We start from the raw sequence: 15,734 nt of genomic DNA, 5'->3' as shown, positions 1-15,734 counted from the left end.
GATGATTATTACCCGTGGGTACGTACGGGGCGTGCGACTCACGGAGGTGCCCATGGCCGAGCGGTCGGAGCTGACGCTCCCCGACGGGGTCCGTCTGCACGTCGAGGCGTACGGACCGGCCGATGCCCCGCTCACCGTGGTGCTGGCGCACGGCTGGTGCCAGGACAGGCGTACGTGGCGGCATCAGGTGGCCGCCTTGCGGGTGCTCGGCGCCCGGCGCCCCCGGGTGATCATTTTCGACGCCCGGGGTCACGGCCGCAGCAGCGCGACCGGCGTCGGCGGCGCCACCCTGAGCCAGCTCGGCCACGATCTCGACGCCGTGCTGCGCCACTACGCCCCCACCGGCCCCGTGGTGCTCGGCGGCCACTCCCTGGGCGGCATGGCGATCATGGAGTACGCCGCCGCCTGCCCCGGCCCGTTCGCCGAACGGGTGGCCGGTCTGCTGTTCGTGTCGACCACGGCCGAGGGACACGCTCACACGCAGTACGGGCTGCCGGCCCGGATCGCCGCCCTGCTGCGCGCGGGCGAGACGATCGGCGCCGGGGTGCTGGCCCGTGGCGGTCCGTGGCGGCCCCACCGCGCCCTGCTGCCCGCGCTGCGCCCCGCCGTGCGCTGGCTGCTCTTCGGCGACGAGTGCGACGAGGCCGCGCTCGAACTGGCCATGCGCAGCTTCGGCCGGGCCCCGCTGCGCTCGATCGGCGCCTTCCGCCCCTCGATCGGCGCCCAGCAGCGCCTGGAGACCCTGGCCGCGCTGGCCGACGTGCCCGCGGCCGTGCTGGTCGGCGAGCGCGACCGGCTGACCCCACCCGCCTGCGCCGAGTCGATCGCCGGGGCGTTGCCCTTCGCCGAGCTGAAGGTGCTGCCCGGGGCCGGTCACATGCTGCCGATGGAGAGGCCGCACGAGGTCTCGGCCGCGCTGACGGCGATCGTCGAGCGCGCCACCCCGGCCCGCCGCCCCCGCCGCCCACGCCGGGCTTCCGGCACGCTCAAGAAAGCCGCCTGAACCCCGCCGCCCGGCGACACCACCAGCGGCAAGACCCGCAACCACCAGGTCGGACCGGGTTTGCCGGGCCGATGTCAAGGCCGGGTGAGACGCGACGGGCCTCAACGGAGTAAGTTCGAGTGCTCCCCTACGCGAGCACGCTGCCCGGACGCGTGCATGGGGGGCCGGAAAGAGAGATTCACCGTCTTGAGCGACGCCACCGTTCTTCAGCAGGAGATCGCGGTCGAGCAGGAACACGTCGATCGCGTCTACGCCCGGCTCGCCGAGCTCCGCCGCGACGCCTCACGCGCCGAGAAGGAGGGCTACCGGCTCGCCGGGGTCGGCACCTTCGGCGCCCTGGTCGAGCGGGATGCCATGGTCTTCCACGCCGCCCGCCGACGGCACGCGCTCGACACCGAGTACGAGGGCCTGGTCTTCGGCCGCCTCGACCTCAACACGGGCGCCACCCACTACGTCGGCCGCATGGGCATCCGTGACGGCAGCTCGCAGCCCCTGGTCGTCGACTGGCGGGCCCCGGCCGCCGCCGCGTTCTATCGCGCGACCCCGGCCGAGCCGCTGGGCGTCGTGCGCCGCCGCATGATCCAGTCGAGCCGCGAGCGGGTCACCGGCATCGAGGACGACCTGCTCGACCCCGAGGCCGCCCCGGCCGACATGCGGGTCGTCGGCGACGGCGCGCTGCTGGCCAGCCTGTCCAAGGCCACCGGCCGCGGCATGCGCGACATCGTGGCGACCATCCAGAAGGAGCAGGACGACGCGATCCGCTCCCCCTCGTCGGGCGTGACGATCGTGACCGGCGGCCCCGGCACCGGCAAGACCGCGGTCGCCCTGCACCGCGCGGCCTACCTGCTCTATTCCGACCGCAACCGGTTCGCCGGCGGCGGCATCCTGGTGGTCGGCCCGTCCGGCGTCTTCGTCGACTACATCGCCACCGTCCTGCCCTCGCTCGGCGAGGACACGGCGACCCTGCGCTCGCTCGGCACGCTGGTGCCGGGTTACGACGCCACGCGGGTCGACCCGACCGACATCGCCGCGATCAAGGGCTCGCTGCGCATGAGGCGGCTGCTCGAGCGCGCCTCGCACGACGCCGTGCCCGGCGGCCCGACCGAGCTGCGCCTGCTCTACCGGGGCACGCTGCTGCGCCTGGGCCAGGCCGAGCTCGACAAGATCCGCCGTTCGGCGCTGCCCCGGGGCGCCCGGCGCAACGAGGTGCGCGGCCACGGCTTCGACCGGGTCTTCGACGCGCTGTGGTCGCAGGCCCGCCAGCACAAGGTCACGGGCCTGCCCGAGAAGCCGGACTTCGAGGCGGAGCTGGCCGACCGGCCGGACTTCCGCGAGTTCCTGAAGGCGTGGTGGCCGCGGTTCACCCCGATGCGTGTATTGCGATGGCTGGCCGATCCGGCACGCCTGCGGGCGTACGGGAATGGTCTGCTCGCCAAGGACGAGATCGCGCGCCTGCAGGGATCGTTCGACGCGCTCGCCACGCAGGGCCCGACGATCGCCGACGTGGCGCTGCTCGACGAGCTCGACGAGCTGATGGGCCGCCCGCGGCAGCCCTCGAAGAAGACCAAGAACCCGTTCCACGTGCGCGACGGCATCCAGGAGCTGAGCACGGCCAACGAGCGGCAGGCGGCGGCCCGGGCCCAGCAGGTGCAGCGCGACGAGGACTACCGGGAGTACGCGCACGTGGTCGTCGACGAGTCGCAGGACGTCTCGCCGATGCAGTGGCGGATGATCGGGCGCCGGGGCTCGTACGCGTCGTGGACGATCGTCGGCGACCCGGCGCAGACCGCGTGGTCGGGTGACCTGGACGAGCTCGACCGGGCCCGGGACAAGGCGCTGGGTTCGCGCAAGCGCAACAGCTACGCGCTGACCACCAACTACCGGAACTCGTCGGAGATCTTCGAGGTGGCCGCCTCGGTCATCCGCCGGATCATGCCCGACCTGCCACTGCCCAAGGCCGTACGCAGCACGGGGGTGGACCCGGTGGACGTGGTGACCGACGCCGCCCGCCTGCCCGACGTGGTGCGGGAGGTGACCGAGAAGCAGCTGGCCGACGTGGACGGGACGATCGGCGTGATCACCCCGGTGCCCCGCCGCGACGAGATGGCCGGGTGGGTCGCCGGCCTGCCGGAACGGGTCCAGGTGGTCACGGCGCTGGAGGCCAAGGGCATGGAGTACGACGCGGTGGTGCTGGTCGAACCGGGTTCCCTCACTCGGGATCCGGCCGGCATGCGCACCCTCTACGTCGCCCTTTCCCGGGCCACCCAGCGCCTGACCACCATCGGAACCGATCCGGACTGGCGCGGCTAGAACCTACGGAATCGCCACGCCCACGGCGGTGTACGTCGTCGTGGGCTCGGCGGGCGTGGTGAAGCGGGCGTTCGGCAGGTAGAACCGCTGGCCGTACTCCGCGATCGTGGTCGGGACGTCGAACGAGGCATTCCCCGTACGGGAAATGACCTTGCCCTTGGTGGCGTGCCGGTCGAGCGAGACCTTGGCGATCACGTTGAGCCGGTTCTGGACGACGTAGAGCGAGGTGCCGCGCAGCCACAGCCCGTCGCCGTTCTCGACGGTCTCGGCGCCGTTCAGCGTGATCTCGGTGCTCCGGCCGTCGTAACCGACCCGGAAGAGCTTGCCGAGGTTGGACTGCACGACGATCAGGGCGCGGCCGTCCGGCGTACGGGAGATGCCGTTGGCGTTGTTGCCCGTCGTGTACTCGATGTCGCCGGTCAGCGGGACGGCCCGGGGCTCGCCGCCTAGGTTGAGCGGCACCTTCCACAGCACCGGGTTGGCCGAGTCGGTGAACCAGGCGGCGTCGCGGGTGAGCACGACGTCGTTGATGAACCAGCTCGTGGTGCCGGCGCCCTTGAGCGTGTACGACTTCAGCACCCGCCCGCTGCGCAGGTCGACCACGCGGGCGTTGCCGGCACTGCCGCCGGCCACGAAGAGCCGGTCATCGTCGATCTTGAGGCCGAGCGACGGGTTGCCCGCTCCGGGGCCCTCGGAGAAGACCGACCCCTTTCCCGTACGCAGGTGGACGCGATAGATGTCGCCGTCGACCCGGGACCCGAAGTAGGCGTACGGCTTCTCGCCGATGGCGATGCCCTCGGGCTGGAAGCCGGCCGGCAGGGCCAGCGTGGCAGGCCACCGTGCGGGGGAATGTGCGGCGGCCGGGGTCGCTCCGGCCACCACGGCGAGCACCGTGGAGATGACAATCGCGAGGGTACGTCTGGACACGGATATCCCTTTCCAGGCGGAACTTGGCTGTCACCACGTCGTACCCCGATCACGCGGGTTTGGTTCGGCTTCGATCGAAACAACCGGCGGGTTGCCGGTCGGGCCCGGCCGGGCGTCGCACTCTTCCGGATGGTGATTGCACGCCGGTGCAACTATGGCGATCATCACACCTGAGGGTGCAAGATCTTCACACCGGTCACCGCATGTGCCGACCGACGCCCGGTTCTCGGCATCCTCTCTACGCTTGGTGACCATGTCACGGGAGGACACCATCATGACCATGGTCATCCACCAGCCCCGAGTCGCGTGGGACGGCGCTCGTGCGTTCGTGCGCGCGGCGGGCAGCCCCCACTCTGAAGGTTTCGCCGCCCGGGTGCTGAGCCGGCTCGGCAGCGAGATGTACGGCCACTTCGCCGACACCCGCCAGCGCCTGCTGACCGCGCTGGTCGAGACCGGAGGCGACCGCTTCGCCGCCGACGTCGAGGCCGGCAAGTGGCGGGTCCGCTTGGAAGACCTGCTGCGCACTCGTCCCGAGCTGGCCGATTCCGTGATCGAGCTGACCAACGACGGGTTCGAGATCTGACCATCGGCCGCTTTTGCGGTAATCGGCACCGAGCGGGGCATTAGCGGCAACAATGCCCTGTATGGGCGACGCTCGGGTGATGGTCTTCGCGCCGGCACCGCAACTGACGGTGACCATCGAACAGCAACACAACCAGCCGGAGCTGCACGTCCACCCGGGCGGGCAGGGCATCTGGCAGGCCCGCATGATCACCTCGCTCGGCGCCGAGGTGACCCTCTGCACGGCCGTGGGCGGCGAGGTGGGCCGCGTGCTCAAACCGCTGCTCGACTTCAAGGGTGTCCAACTGCGCACGATCCCTCGCGAGAGCGGCAGCGGCTGGTATGTCCACGACCGCCGCAACGGGAAGCGCCAGGAGCTGGCCGAACAGCCGGGCGCCCCGTTCACCCGGCACGAGCTGGACGAGCTCTACAACCTCGCGCTGGCCGAAGGCCTGCGGGCGGGCAACGCGATACTGAGCGGCCCGGCGCACCCCTCGGTGATCCGGCCCGACGTCTACGGCCGGCTCGCCCACGACCTGAAGGCCCACGGCTGCCGGGTGATCGCCGATCTCTCCGGCGACCATCTCAAGGCGGTGCTCGAGGCCGGCCTGCACGTGGTCAAGGTCAGTCACGAGGAGTTGCTGCGCGACGGCATGATCAAGGACGCGACCGAGAAGTCGCTCACCGACGCGCTGATCAAGCTGCACGAGGACGGCGCCGAGGCGGCCCTGCTGTCCCGGGCCGACGCGGGCGCGCTGGCCCTGTTCAACGAGCAGATCTACAAGGTCGGCATCCCGAAGCTGTCCATCGCCGACCACCGCGGCGCCGGCGACTCGATGACCGCCGGGGTCGCCGCGGTGCTGGCCAAGGGCGGCGAGATGACCCAGGCGGTCCGCACCGGGGCGGCCGCGGGCGCCCTCAACGTCACCCGGCACGGGCTCGGCACCGGGCACCTGGACGCGGTCTCGGTGCTCACCGAACGAGTCAAGATCACCCCTCTCAAGAAGGCGACATGACGAGAATCCTGGTCACCAACGACGACGGCATCGACGCGCCCGGTCTGCGCTGGCTGGCACGGGCCGCGGCCCGCGAGGGGCACGACGTCGTGGTCGCCGCGCCGATCACCGAGGCCAGCGGCAGCAGCGCCGCCATGACCGCCGTCGAGGAACACGGCAAGATCATTCTGCACAAGCGGGAACTGCCCCACGCCAAACACATTCCCGCGTATGCGGTGGCGGCCTCCCCCGCGTACATCGTGCTGCTCGCCCTGCGGGAGGCGTTCGGCGAACCGCCGGAGATGATCTTCTCGGGCATCAACCGGGGCGCCAACGCGGGCGCCGCGGTCGTGCACTCGGGGACGGTCGGGGCCACGCTGACCGGCTCGTACGCGGGCCTGCACGGGCTGGCGGTGTCACTGGACGTGCTCTCGCCGCGGGCCTCGTCGGCGCGCAGCGGGGGTGCGGCGCTGGCCGCGCTCGACCACGAGGAGGACGAGAAGCGCCACTGGGACAGCGCGGCCGAGCTGGCCGTCCGCCTCGTGCCGACGCTGACCCACACGCCGCCGGGCACGATCCTCAACCTCAACGTCCCCGACCTGCATCTGGACGGGATCCGGGGGTTGCGGCGGGCGTCGCTGGCGCAGTTCGGCCAGGTGCAGGTGAGCATCGCCGAGGCGGGTGAGGGCTTTGTCCGTACGGCGGTGCAGGCCGTCGACGACACGCTGCAGCCGGACACCGACCTGGCCGCGCTCGCGGAGCACTTCGCCGTGGTCACGCCGATCCGGCCGCCGCACGAGATGACCGAGGTGAAGATCAACCTCGAGGCGGTTCCGGTGCACGCGTCGGCGCTCTGACCACCGCTGCCCACCGCCTGTGGACAACTGGCCGACCGCACCGCACGATCTGTGGACGGCCGGGCATTCCGAGCTTGACAAACGCCTATCGTCCAACCCAGGTCCCCGAGGCGGGTGGGGGCTAGGGATGGCCGTAAAACGATCTTGATGCGTTGGATCTTGATGCGTTGGATCTTGACGAGCCGAGCCACGGGACGGACACGAAAAAGCCGGCCCCCCGACGTGGAGGACCGGCTTTTCCGTCGTCTCAGGCCCCGGACACCGCCGGCTGGGCCGCATCGGCCTCGCCGAAGGGTTGCGGGTTGCCGAACAGACCGAGCAGCCCCGTCACCCACAACTGGCGGTGCGCGAAGCGGCTGGGCCGCGTCACGATGAGCTTGACCTCGCTGACCTGCGCGAGCTGGAACGCGGCGACAAGCGCGCTGATGCCCACGGAGTCGATGAAAGTCACGTTCTGAAGGTTGAGCTCGATGCGAGCGAGATGCCCGGCGGCCAACTGCCCCTGCACCGCTTCCCGGATCTCGTACGCGTTCTCGACGTCGATCTCACCGCTCGGCGAGACCTCCACCACGTCGTCGGCAAGCGTCGACGTCATTATCGACAGCGTCACGCCAATTCCCTCCACCCGCTCGGGATTTCCGAGCGTCGTTCCTCCAACACAGGCCACTACCGGGCGTTCCCAGTTCGCCCGGCCGCGATCCGTGCGCCAGGGGCGGTCGAGACTACCCCCGGAAGGTTCGGTGAAACTGACCAAAAGGTTAGGACCCGAACCTGTCAGACACCTGAGTGCCTGGTGTGAACCGGGTCAAGAGTACCGGGGCACAGCAACTCGTTTCCGAAACGTGACGGTGTCCACACGGGACACGTTTGCTGAATGGCGCACATGGGCAGGATGAAGAGGACGGCGAGCGCGGGAGGTAACAGCATGTTCTCCAGCAAGAGCAAGGCGGAACGGACGGCCGCGCAGGCCTGGGAGTACCTGTCGGCCGCGATGGCGGCCGCCGGCGACACCGCGAAGGACACCGGCGACAAGGCCGCCAAGCTCGCGGGCAAGGCAAGTGATCAGGGTCACAAACTGGCCGGCAAGAGCCACAAGCTGGCGGGCCAGGCGAGCGGCAAGGCCGACATCGCCTGGAACCGCGCCAACGCGGCCGCGGCCGCCCTGGCCGGGCGCCGGGCGTCCCGGCCGTGGGGTCTGATCATCGGGGTGGGGTTGCTCGGCGTCGCGGTGGGTTACGCGGTCGCCACGTCGACCCGGGCCGCCCTCGAGCGTCAGGCCGAGCAGGAAGAGCTCGAACTGGCCGAGACCGCGGTCGTGGTCACTCCGACGTACGACAACTAGATGTTCCGGATCCCCGGGCGGCACGAGGTCGCCGCCCGGGGATTTTTCGTATCCCGGGCCAGTTGATCGCCGATTCCGCCGAGGGCCGAAAGGTGGCCCCCTCTGACCCCCCGCCGAGACGCCGGGCCGGTTACAGTTTCGCCGTCTCTCCGCTGTGGCTCCGCCACCCGATTAGATAAGGTCCGTTGGTGCTCACTGCCGGCCACCTCCTCGGCAACCGCTACCGGTTGGACGAGCGCATCGCCACAGGCGGGATGGGTGACGTCTGGCGCGGCACCGATGTCGTGCTGGGCCGGGTCATCGCCGTCAAGGTGCTGCGCTCCAGCATGATGTCCGACCCCGAGTTCGCCGCGCGTTTCTACGGTGAGGCCCGGATGATGGCGGCCTTCCGCCACCCCGGTGTCGTCGAGGTCTACGACTACGCCAGTGCGGCCGAGTCCGGCGGCGACGACGGCGTGGCCTATCTCGTCATGGCCTACGTCGAGGGCGAGCCGCTGTCGACCCGGGTCAAGCAGGGCCCGATGCCGGTCACCGAGGTCATGTCGATCGTGGCCCAGGCCGCCGAGGCGCTGCACGCCGCCCACGAGAACGGCACGGTCCACCGCGACGTCAAGCCCGGCAACCTGATCGTCAAGCCCAACGGCACGGTCGTGCTGGTCGACTTCGGCGTGGCCCGCTCGGCCCAGGTGACCAGCGTCACGGCGGTCAACGCGATCGTCGGCACCGCTCTCTACATGGCGCCCGAGCAGGTCGCCAAGGGCAACGTCTCGGCCGCCACCGACATCTACGCGCTCGGCGCCGTGGCCTACCACTGCATCGCCGGCGAGCCCCCGTTCGACGGCGACAACGCGTTGCAGGTGGCCCTGCGCCACCTGGAGGACGAGCCGGAACCCCTTCCCGAGCACGTGCCGGCCGACGTGCGCGAGCTCATCCAGCGGGCCATGGCCAAGCAGCCGGGCGACCGCTTCGAGACGGCCGCCGAGTTCGCCGAGGCCGCGTTCGCCGCGGCCGGCCCGCTCGACTGGAAGAGGCTGACCGGCACCTCGATGGTCGCCCCGCTGAGCCCGGCCGCGCCCACCCGCGCGGTGCCGCTCCCCCGCGACCTGCCGCCGAAGACCCCGCCCGGCACCAACCTGCTCGCCCCGTCGTCCACGTCCACCGGCCTGACCCCGCGGCGCCCGCCCCGCAGTCAGACGGCCCTGCTCGTGGCCGTGATCGCGCTGCTGGTGCTGGCCGGCGGCCTGACGTTCGCCATCGCGCTGCGCGGCAACGACGACGACAAGCGCTCGGTCGAGAACTCGGTCCCCGGCGGCCCGTCCCAGCCGGCCGACGAGGTCACCGACACCCCGACGACGCAGTCGAGCCTGGCGCCGACCAGCCGTTCCACGCCGCGCGGCAACCCGGCCCCGCGCAGCCAGACCCCGAGCGCGTCGAGCAGCGCCTCCGCGTCGGCGTCGGCCTCGACGAGCGCGACGCCCACCACCACCAAGCCGCCCACCACGCCGCCGACGACGCCGCCCACGACGCCGCCGACCACCCCGCCCACAACTCCCCCCACCACGCCACCCACCACCGACCCCGCCGACGGCGGCGGGGCCGGCGCCAACGGCGGCGCACCCTAGGGTCTGTCGGGGGAGGCGTAGTGAGCTCGGATGAGCTGGTAAGCAGAGTCCTTGCCCTGGCCGACGTCGAACTGCCACGAGGTGACGGCAGCGATCCGTCACACCGGCACATGATTCTGTTTCTACGGGAGAGCCAGGACTTCTGGGACGACGATCAGCGCGATCTCATCGATCCGATCTGCGTCGAATACCTGGCGCACGGTGCCGATCTGGCCGCCCGGCTCGCCGCGTTCTGGGGTGATCCGGTCCGGGTTCCGCTCGGGCCGGTGCTCGACCGATGCATCGCGGGCGAAAATATCGCGCCGCTCCCCGGTGAGCTGTCGGAGTTCGCGGTTGATGTCGACGTCTGGCGGGTCGGCGACCGGGTCGTCTGTCTCGGCGTCGGGCAGCATGACAAGGAACTTCCGGTGGTGCTCTTCGCCGCGGTCGGTGATCACTGGCTGGACGACGCGCTGATGTGACCGGGCCGGAGCGCGGGGATTGACTCTCACACTGTGTCAGGGCGGAAGGTGGGTCCATGTTCAGTATCGGAGAGTTCGCCGGACTGGGACGTGTGTCCGTTCGCATGCTGCGGCATTACGACGCGATCGGGCTGTTGCGGCCCGCTCATGTCGATCCGCACAGCGGCTACCGGTCGTACAGCGCTGATCAGCTCCGGCTTCTCAACCGGGTCACCGCGCTCAAGGACCTCGGGTTCAGCCTGCAGCAGGTGCAGACGCTGATCGACGAGAAGGTCGGCACCTCGGAGCTGTGGGGCATGTTGCGGCTGCGGCGCGCCGAACTCGAGGCCCAGATGGCCCAGGACACCGCACGTCTCGCCCAGGTCGACGCGCGCCTCCGCATGATCGAGAGCGAGGGGCACATGGACACCGGAGACGTCGTCCTCAAGAAGATCCCGGCGTTGCGGGTCGCGATGCTGGGCGCCACGGCCACCAGCTACGACCACCCGACGTCGATCACCGAGAACCTCACGCCGCTGTATCCGCGGCTGATGGAACTCATGGAGAAACACCGGGTCCCGATGGTCGCGGCGCCGATCGCCTACTACCTTCCGGCGCCGACCGGGCCGGGCGACGAGACGATCACCGTGCACGCCGCGTTCCCGATCGGCGACGCCGAGGTGCCCGAGGAGGCCGGCTTCGAGGTGGTCACGCTGCCCGAGGTCCCCGAGGCGGCGACCGCGCTGCACCACGGCTCGATGAGCGAGGCGTTCCGCACCGGTCAGAAGATCGCCAACTGGATCGACGACAACGGTTACCGCGCGGTCGAGCCGGGGTTCGCGGTCGAGGTCTACCTGGAGTGCCCGCCGGGCGACTTCGACAAGTGGGTCACCGAGATGCAGGTGCCGATCAGAACCGCTCCCGAAAACTAGGGTCTGTGTCGAAGTGGGGGCCGGAGTGAGGCGAGGTCCAGGTGTCGTCTGGGTGTGCGCCGCGGGCGCCTGAATACCGGGGTTGTATTCAGGTGTTCGCGGCGTGCGGCCAGGCGGCGGCTGGGCCACGCCGCAGCCCGTCTCCCACTTCGACACAGACCCTTGCCTCAGGTTTGCGAGGGCGTGGCCGATGGGGCCGGGCGGCGAGGGACTGCAACCGAGCCGCTACCGAAAGGCTCCGCCCCATGACGACCCCGGCACCGTACGCCGCGTATCCGACCACTCCCCCGTGGGTGACCCCGGAACCGACGCCCGCCCCGGCCTCCGGCCCCGCGCCGGAGAAGGCGGCCCACCCCCGGTTGTTCGTGCGTTTCCCGGAGGAGATGGCCCGGGCCGCGCGGCCGCAGGCGCCGTCGTGGCTGCCGGTGGTGTTCTGGACCCTGCTCGGCGTGCCGGGGGTGATCTCGGCGGTGCGCCGGAGCGCGGAGGCCCGGCACGGCGGCCACGAGCGTTACCCGTACTGGATCGCCTTCGGCACGGTGGTGGCGGCGGGAGCGGTGACGCTGACTCTGCTGGGGTACGCCTGAGCGCGCCCGGCATGAGCGGGCGCGCACCCCGAGCATGAGCCGCGCACCCCAGCAGAGCCGGCGAAGGATCAGAACTCGATCGGCACACCCGCCCGCACGAGCTGCCAGTTGCGGACGAAGAAGTCGGCCGGGTCGATGGCGCCCTTGGCCTGGGCCCAGTCGATCAGCAGCTGCCGGATCTCCTGCTGCGCGTTGTAGACCTGCGTCTTCACGATGCCCGGGAAGTTGCCGCCGCCGGAGCGCCGGTAGTTGTTGACCGCCACCACGAACCGGGCCGCCGGGTCGACGTCGGCCCCGGCGATCTGCAGCCGGGTGATGCGCGAGCCCACCGGCTGCGCGATGTCGATGTCGTAGTCGACACCGGAGAACACGTCGTAGTTGTAGTCGGGCACCGCCGGGTCACTGATCGCGGCCGGGTCGACCGGTGCGCCCGGCGCCAGCGTGACGAAGTACTTCGCCGAGTACTCCAGGTAGGCCTTCACCTCGGCCCCGGTCAGCACGACCGCCTCGAGCGTGTTGTCGTAGATGTAGAGCCCGGCCACGTCCTTGATCTTCACGTCGCCTTGCGGGAACACCGCCGTACGGCTGAACGGGGCGGCGATCGAGAGCACGGGCAGGCTCGCGTACTCGGTGCCGGCCAGCGCCGCGGTGACGGTGTCGGTCTGCACCTTGTTGATGTAGTCGAGGATCGGCGTGTCCTCGTAGCGCGACGTGGCCGCCGAGAGCTCCTCGGTCGAGGTGGCCACGACCTGGTTGACGTACGCGACCGTCTTGGTGTGCTGGGACCGCACGGCCGCCAGCACCCGGGGGTCGGCGTCGACGGTGTTGGTGTTCAGCGTGGCCGACGACTTCGTGGTGACCGTCCAGCGGCCCCGCTCGCGGACCAGGTCGAAGTCCATCTTCGTCAGGCGCTGGCCCCACTTCGACGGCTCGGAGAGCAGAACCTGTTTCCCGGTACGGGTGTTGGTCACGAACCGCTGTGCCACCTCGGCGTGAGCGTGACCGAAAAGGATCGCATCGATGCCGGGCACCCGCTCGGCGATCAGCGCCGACGGGTTCTCGTTGGGCAGCTCCGGGCCATAGCTGGAGGTGCCGCTGTCGCCGCCGTGGGCCGAGATCAGCACGATGTCGGCGCCGCGGGCCCGCATGACCGGCACCCACTTGGCCGCGGTCGCGACCATGTCGAGGAACTCCAGCTTGCCCTCGACGTTGGCCCGGTCCCAGATCGCCACGCCCGGGTTGGTGAGCCCGAGGATGCCGACGCGCAGCGCCGGGGCGTGTTTTCCGAGCGAGACCTTTTTGATGACGTACGGGGTGAAGGCGGGCTTGCCGGTTTTCGCGCTGACCGCGTTGGCGGCCAGGGCGGGGAAGCCGAGCTGCCGGATCCACAAATTGAGCAGCGGCAGCCCGTAGTTGAACTCGTGATTGCCCAGCGTCACGGCGTCGTACTGCAGCACGTTCATGGCGCGGGCCATCGGGTGCTTCTCACCGGTCTCGGTGATGGGTTCCTGCTTGGCGTAGTACGTCGCCAGCGGCGTGCCCTGGATCGTGTCGCCCGCGTCGAGCACCAGCGTGGCGCCGGTCGCCTCGGCCCGCAGCTTGGTGATCAGCGCGGCCAGCTTGGCCACGCCGACGTCGTTGTGCGCGCTGTCGTCGTACTCGGCGTCCTTGTAGTAGTCCCAGTTGTACACATTTCCGTGCGTGTCGGACGTCCCCAGCACGGTCAGGCGGTACGACTTCTGAGCGGGGTGGGCCTGCGCCGCGCCGGAGGCGACGATCGGGGCCGCCACGGAGGCGGCGCCGGCGGCCAGCACGGTTCGCCGGGAGAGGTTCATGGTCCAGGGCCTTTCACTTGTCCGGGGCGCACCTCGTGAGCACGCACAGTCGGCACGATAGTCCTCGATATAACCCCAGGTCGATGCGGTCGGCGATCCTCCCGGGTCGTTCCACGGCCCGGGAGGAGGTGCCCGCTACATCTCGTCGGGAACCGGGATGCCGAGCAGGTCGAGGCCCAGCCGCAGGTTGTCGCCGGTGCGCGCGGTCAGGGCCAGCCGGCTGGGCGAGCCCAGGATCGGCCGGCACTTCTCATAGAACGTCGAGAAGGCCACGGCCAGCTCGTGCAGGTGGACGGCGAGGCGGTGCGGTTCCCGGTTCGCGATCGCGGCGGCGACCGCGGGTTCGAAGGCGTGCAGGGTCAGCGCCAGCCGCCGCTCGGCCGGGTCACCGAGCACCACCTCGCCCGGCTCGACGTCGGCCTTGGCCAGCAACGACCGGATCCGGGCCAGGGCGTACTGCAGGTAGGGGCCGGTGTTGCCGGTCGCGGCCAGCATCCGGTCCCAGTCGAAGATGTAGTCGCCGCGCCGGTCGTTGGCCAGGTCGGCGTACTTGATGGCGCCGATGCCGATGGCCGGTGACGACGCCCGGGCGTCGGACTCGTCGAGCAGGTCGGCCAGCCTGATCGTGTCACCGGACCGCGTCTTCAGCATCTTGCCGTCGATGCCCAGGATCGAGCCGAAGCTGATGTGCTCGGCGGTCACGTCGTCGAGCCAGCCCGCGGCCCGGCCGACCGCGAAGACCATCTGGAAGTGGGTCCGTTGCGGCGCCCCCACCACATAGAGCAGCCGGGTGGCCTTCACATCCCGGGTCCGGTGGCGCAGGGCGGCGAGGTCGGTCGCGGCGTACCCGAAACCGCCGTCGCTCTTGCGCACGATCAGTGGGAGCGGTTCGCCGTCGCGGCCGGTGAACCCCTCGGGAAAGGCGCAGAGTGCACCCTCGCTTTCGACCAGCAGACCCTTGGCGGTCAGCTCGTCGACCACGGACGCGAGCTGGTCCTGATAGGAGCTCTCGCCGCTGAAGTCGGCCATGGTCAGCGTGATGCCGAGCCGCTCGTAGTCGGCCACGAACGACCGCTCCGACTGGTCGACCAGCCGCTGCCACATGGCCCGGGTCGCCTCGTCACCGCTCTGCAACGCCACCACGCGCAGCCGGGCCCTCGTACGAAAATCGGGGTCGTGGTCGAACCGGACCCGGGCCTGCCGGTAGAACGCGGTGAGGTCGGCCAGGGAGAACTCGCCGGCCGGGTCGGCCAGATGCTCGATCAGCATGCCGAACTGGGTGCCCCAGTCGCCGAGGTGGTTGACCCGCACCACCTCGTGACCGGCCCAGACCAGCATCCGGGCCAGCGCGTCCCCGATGATCGTGGAGCGGACGTGCCCGACGTGCAGCTCCTTGGCCACGTTGGGGCCGGAGTAGTCGATGACGACCTTCTCGACCGGTCCGGGCGGCGGCTCGACCGGGTGCGGGGCGGCCAGCACGGCGTCGTCGACGGTGAGGTTGAGGAAGCCGGGGCCGGACATCTCGACCTCGGCCAGCCCGGTCAGATCGGCGGTGCGGGCGACCTCGGCGGCGATGTCACGCGGGGCGCGGCCGGTGGTGCGGGCCAGGGCGAGGGCCGCCCCGGACTGGAAGTCGGCGTGCTGGGACGCCCGCACCGCGGGATCGACCGGCTCGCCGGCGACCGCTTCGAACGCGACCGCCAGCCGGGCGGACAGGAGAGCTTCGAGATTCATTTCCCACCTCATCGACGTACGCGGAAGCGGGTCGACCGGTCAGGGAAACAAGAACCGGCGGGATCGACCCGCCGGAGGACAGCATGACTCAGCGGCGGTGGTCTCCACGCCGGCGTCGCTCGCTGAAGTGCTGCATGCCGAACACCGTAGCGTATGACCCGTGACATGGGTGGCCGGCGAGACCGGAGTGATGCGACTGCCGTCGGGGCGGCTCGTGCGGGGGCGCGGGCTGCGCGACCCGATGCCGTCGGGGCACCCGCCGACCTTCGGGGTCTATCTGCTCGGCTCGGCGCCGCCCGAGTTCGGCTGGACCAGCCGCTGGATCGCGTGGCCCGACTTCCGGCTGCCGCGCGATCCCCCGTACGCGGGAAAGGTGTTGATCGAGGCTCTGGAGCGCGCCGCCGATGAGCGGGTCGAGATCGCGTGCTACGGCGGACGGGGACGCACCGGGACGGCGCTGGCCTGCCTGGCCGTGCTCGACGGGATCTCCGGTGACGAGGCGGTCGCCTACGTGCGCGAGCACTACCATCCGCGCGCGGTGGAGACGCCGTGGCAGCGACGGTTCGTGCGCTCGTTCGCCTGAAAGAAA

15 protein-coding genes are annotated in these 15,734 nt (G+C 70.6%); 11 read left to right on the top strand and 4 right to left on the bottom strand.

Annotated elements, in window-relative coordinates; translation table 11 throughout:
* Positions 1-52: 52 nt before the first annotated feature.
* Both JIG36_RS46595 and JIG36_RS46590 read left to right on the top strand, forming a co-directional pair.
* Complete coding sequence (locus JIG36_RS46595; protein ID WP_203383376.1) at positions 53-1,003, top strand: alpha/beta fold hydrolase; 951 nt, start codon at positions 53-55, stop codon at positions 1,001-1,003.
* Between the two features lie 186 nt (positions 1,004-1,189).
* Positions 1,190-3,313 (top strand): HelD family protein, encoded by a 2,124-nt coding sequence (locus tag JIG36_RS46590; protein ID WP_203383344.1) that lies wholly within the window; start codon positions 1,190-1,192, stop codon positions 3,311-3,313.
* A gap of 3 nt (positions 3,314-3,316) precedes the next feature.
* On the opposite strand, the gene JIG36_RS46585 is transcribed toward JIG36_RS46590, so the two are convergent.
* Positions 3,317-4,240 carry an SMP-30/gluconolactonase/LRE family protein gene (locus JIG36_RS46585; RefSeq protein WP_203383343.1) on the bottom strand — a complete coding sequence of 308 codons (924 nt, stop codon included), beginning with the start codon at positions 4,238-4,240 and terminating at the stop codon, positions 3,317-3,319.
* 253 nt (positions 4,241-4,493) lie between these two features.
* On the opposite strand from JIG36_RS46585, the gene JIG36_RS46580 reads away from it, so the two are divergent.
* From JIG36_RS46580 to surE, 3 genes are all read left to right on the top strand, one after another.
* Entirely contained in the window at positions 4,494-4,823 is a 330-nt protein-coding gene (locus JIG36_RS46580; protein ID WP_236049712.1) for a hypothetical protein, read from the top strand.
* A 61-nt stretch (positions 4,824-4,884) separates the two neighbouring features.
* A complete protein-coding gene (locus tag JIG36_RS46575) occupies positions 4,885-5,817 on the top strand; it encodes a 1-phosphofructokinase family hexose kinase (RefSeq protein WP_203383342.1) in 933 nt (310 codons plus the stop codon).
* Positions 5,814-6,653, top strand: coding sequence for a 5'/3'-nucleotidase SurE (gene surE, locus JIG36_RS46570; RefSeq protein ID WP_203383341.1), 840 nt, complete (start codon positions 5,814-5,816; stop codon positions 6,651-6,653). The genes JIG36_RS46575 and surE overlap by 4 nt, the downstream gene beginning before the upstream one ends.
* Positions 6,654-6,900: 247 nt before the next feature.
* On the opposite strand, the gene JIG36_RS46565 is transcribed toward surE, so the two are convergent.
* On the bottom strand, positions 6,901-7,263 hold the full coding sequence (locus tag JIG36_RS46565) for an STAS domain-containing protein (RefSeq protein ID WP_203383374.1): 363 nt from the start codon (positions 7,261-7,263) through the stop codon (positions 6,901-6,903).
* 315 nt (positions 7,264-7,578) lie between these two features.
* Between JIG36_RS46565 and JIG36_RS46560 the strand changes: the two genes are divergently transcribed.
* From JIG36_RS46560 to JIG36_RS46540, 5 genes are all read left to right on the top strand, one after another.
* A complete protein-coding gene (locus JIG36_RS46560; protein WP_203383340.1) occupies positions 7,579-7,995 on the top strand; it encodes a hypothetical protein in 417 nt (138 codons plus the stop codon).
* Positions 7,996-8,183: 188 nt separating this feature from the next.
* Positions 8,184-9,617 (top strand): serine/threonine-protein kinase, encoded by a 1,434-nt coding sequence (locus JIG36_RS46555; protein WP_203383339.1) that lies wholly within the window; start codon positions 8,184-8,186, stop codon positions 9,615-9,617.
* 110 nt (positions 9,618-9,727) lie between these two features.
* Entirely contained in the window at positions 9,728-10,078 is a 351-nt protein-coding gene (locus tag JIG36_RS46550; RefSeq protein WP_203383338.1) for a hypothetical protein, read from the top strand.
* Positions 10,079-10,134: 56 nt separating this feature from the next.
* A complete protein-coding gene (locus JIG36_RS46545; protein WP_203383337.1) occupies positions 10,135-10,989 on the top strand; it encodes a MerR family transcriptional regulator in 855 nt (284 codons plus the stop codon).
* 245 nt (positions 10,990-11,234) lie between these two features.
* Complete coding sequence (locus tag JIG36_RS46540; protein WP_203383336.1) at positions 11,235-11,576, top strand: hypothetical protein; 342 nt, start codon at positions 11,235-11,237, stop codon at positions 11,574-11,576.
* Positions 11,577-11,644: 68 nt separating this feature from the next.
* Here the strand turns inward: JIG36_RS46540 and JIG36_RS46535 are convergent, their stop codons facing one another.
* The gene (locus JIG36_RS46535) at positions 11,645-13,411 is read right to left on the bottom strand and encodes a bifunctional metallophosphatase/5'-nucleotidase (protein ID WP_203383335.1); all 1,767 of its coding nucleotides are present in this window, start codon (positions 13,409-13,411) and stop codon (positions 11,645-11,647) included.
* A gap of 135 nt (positions 13,412-13,546) precedes the next feature.
* The gene (gene argS, locus JIG36_RS46530; RefSeq protein WP_203383334.1) at positions 13,547-15,145 is read right to left on the bottom strand and encodes an arginine--tRNA ligase; all 1,599 of its coding nucleotides are present in this window, start codon (positions 15,143-15,145) and stop codon (positions 13,547-13,549) included.
* Between the two features lie 190 nt (positions 15,146-15,335).
* On the opposite strand from argS, the gene JIG36_RS46525 reads away from it, so the two are divergent.
* A complete protein-coding gene (locus tag JIG36_RS46525) occupies positions 15,336-15,728 on the top strand; it encodes a protein-tyrosine phosphatase family protein (protein WP_203383373.1) in 393 nt (130 codons plus the stop codon).
* Positions 15,729-15,734 lie beyond the last annotated feature (6 nt).

The sequence above is a fragment of the Paractinoplanes ovalisporus genome (assembly GCF_016834655.1).
GTDB classification, from domain to species: Bacteria; Actinomycetota; Actinomycetes; order Mycobacteriales; family Micromonosporaceae; genus Actinoplanes; species Actinoplanes ovalisporus.
The sequence above is the reverse complement of the archived record's forward strand: the minus strand, read 5'-3'. Positions and strand labels throughout refer to the sequence as shown.

Bases quoted from the DNA above. Each gene is read 5' to 3' on its own strand.
- JIG36_RS46595 (WP_203383376.1), top strand. From the start codon at position 53: ATGGCCGAGCGGTCGGAGCTGACGCTCCCCGACGGGGTCCGTCTGCAC.
- JIG36_RS46580 (WP_236049712.1), top strand. From the start codon at position 4,494: ATGTCACGGGAGGACACCATCATGACCATGGTCATCCACCAGCCCCGA.
- JIG36_RS46575 (WP_203383342.1), top strand. From the start codon at position 4,885: ATGGGCGACGCTCGGGTGATGGTCTTCGCGCCGGCACCGCAACTGACG.
- surE (WP_203383341.1), top strand. From the start codon at position 5,814: ATGACGAGAATCCTGGTCACCAACGACGACGGCATCGACGCGCCCGGT.
- JIG36_RS46560 (WP_203383340.1), top strand. From the start codon at position 7,579: ATGTTCTCCAGCAAGAGCAAGGCGGAACGGACGGCCGCGCAGGCCTGG.
- JIG36_RS46550 (WP_203383338.1), top strand. From the start codon at position 9,728: ATGATTCTGTTTCTACGGGAGAGCCAGGACTTCTGGGACGACGATCAG.
- JIG36_RS46545 (WP_203383337.1), top strand. From the start codon at position 10,135: ATGTTCAGTATCGGAGAGTTCGCCGGACTGGGACGTGTGTCCGTTCGC.
- JIG36_RS46540 (WP_203383336.1), top strand. From the start codon at position 11,235: ATGACGACCCCGGCACCGTACGCCGCGTATCCGACCACTCCCCCGTGG.
- JIG36_RS46535 (WP_203383335.1), bottom strand. From the start codon at position 13,411: ATGAACCTCTCCCGGCGAACCGTGCTGGCCGCCGGCGCCGCCTCCGTG.
- argS (WP_203383334.1), bottom strand. From the start codon at position 15,145: ATGAATCTCGAAGCTCTCCTGTCCGCCCGGCTGGCGGTCGCGTTCGAA.
- JIG36_RS46525 (WP_203383373.1), top strand. From the start codon at position 15,336: ATGCGACTGCCGTCGGGGCGGCTCGTGCGGGGGCGCGGGCTGCGCGAC.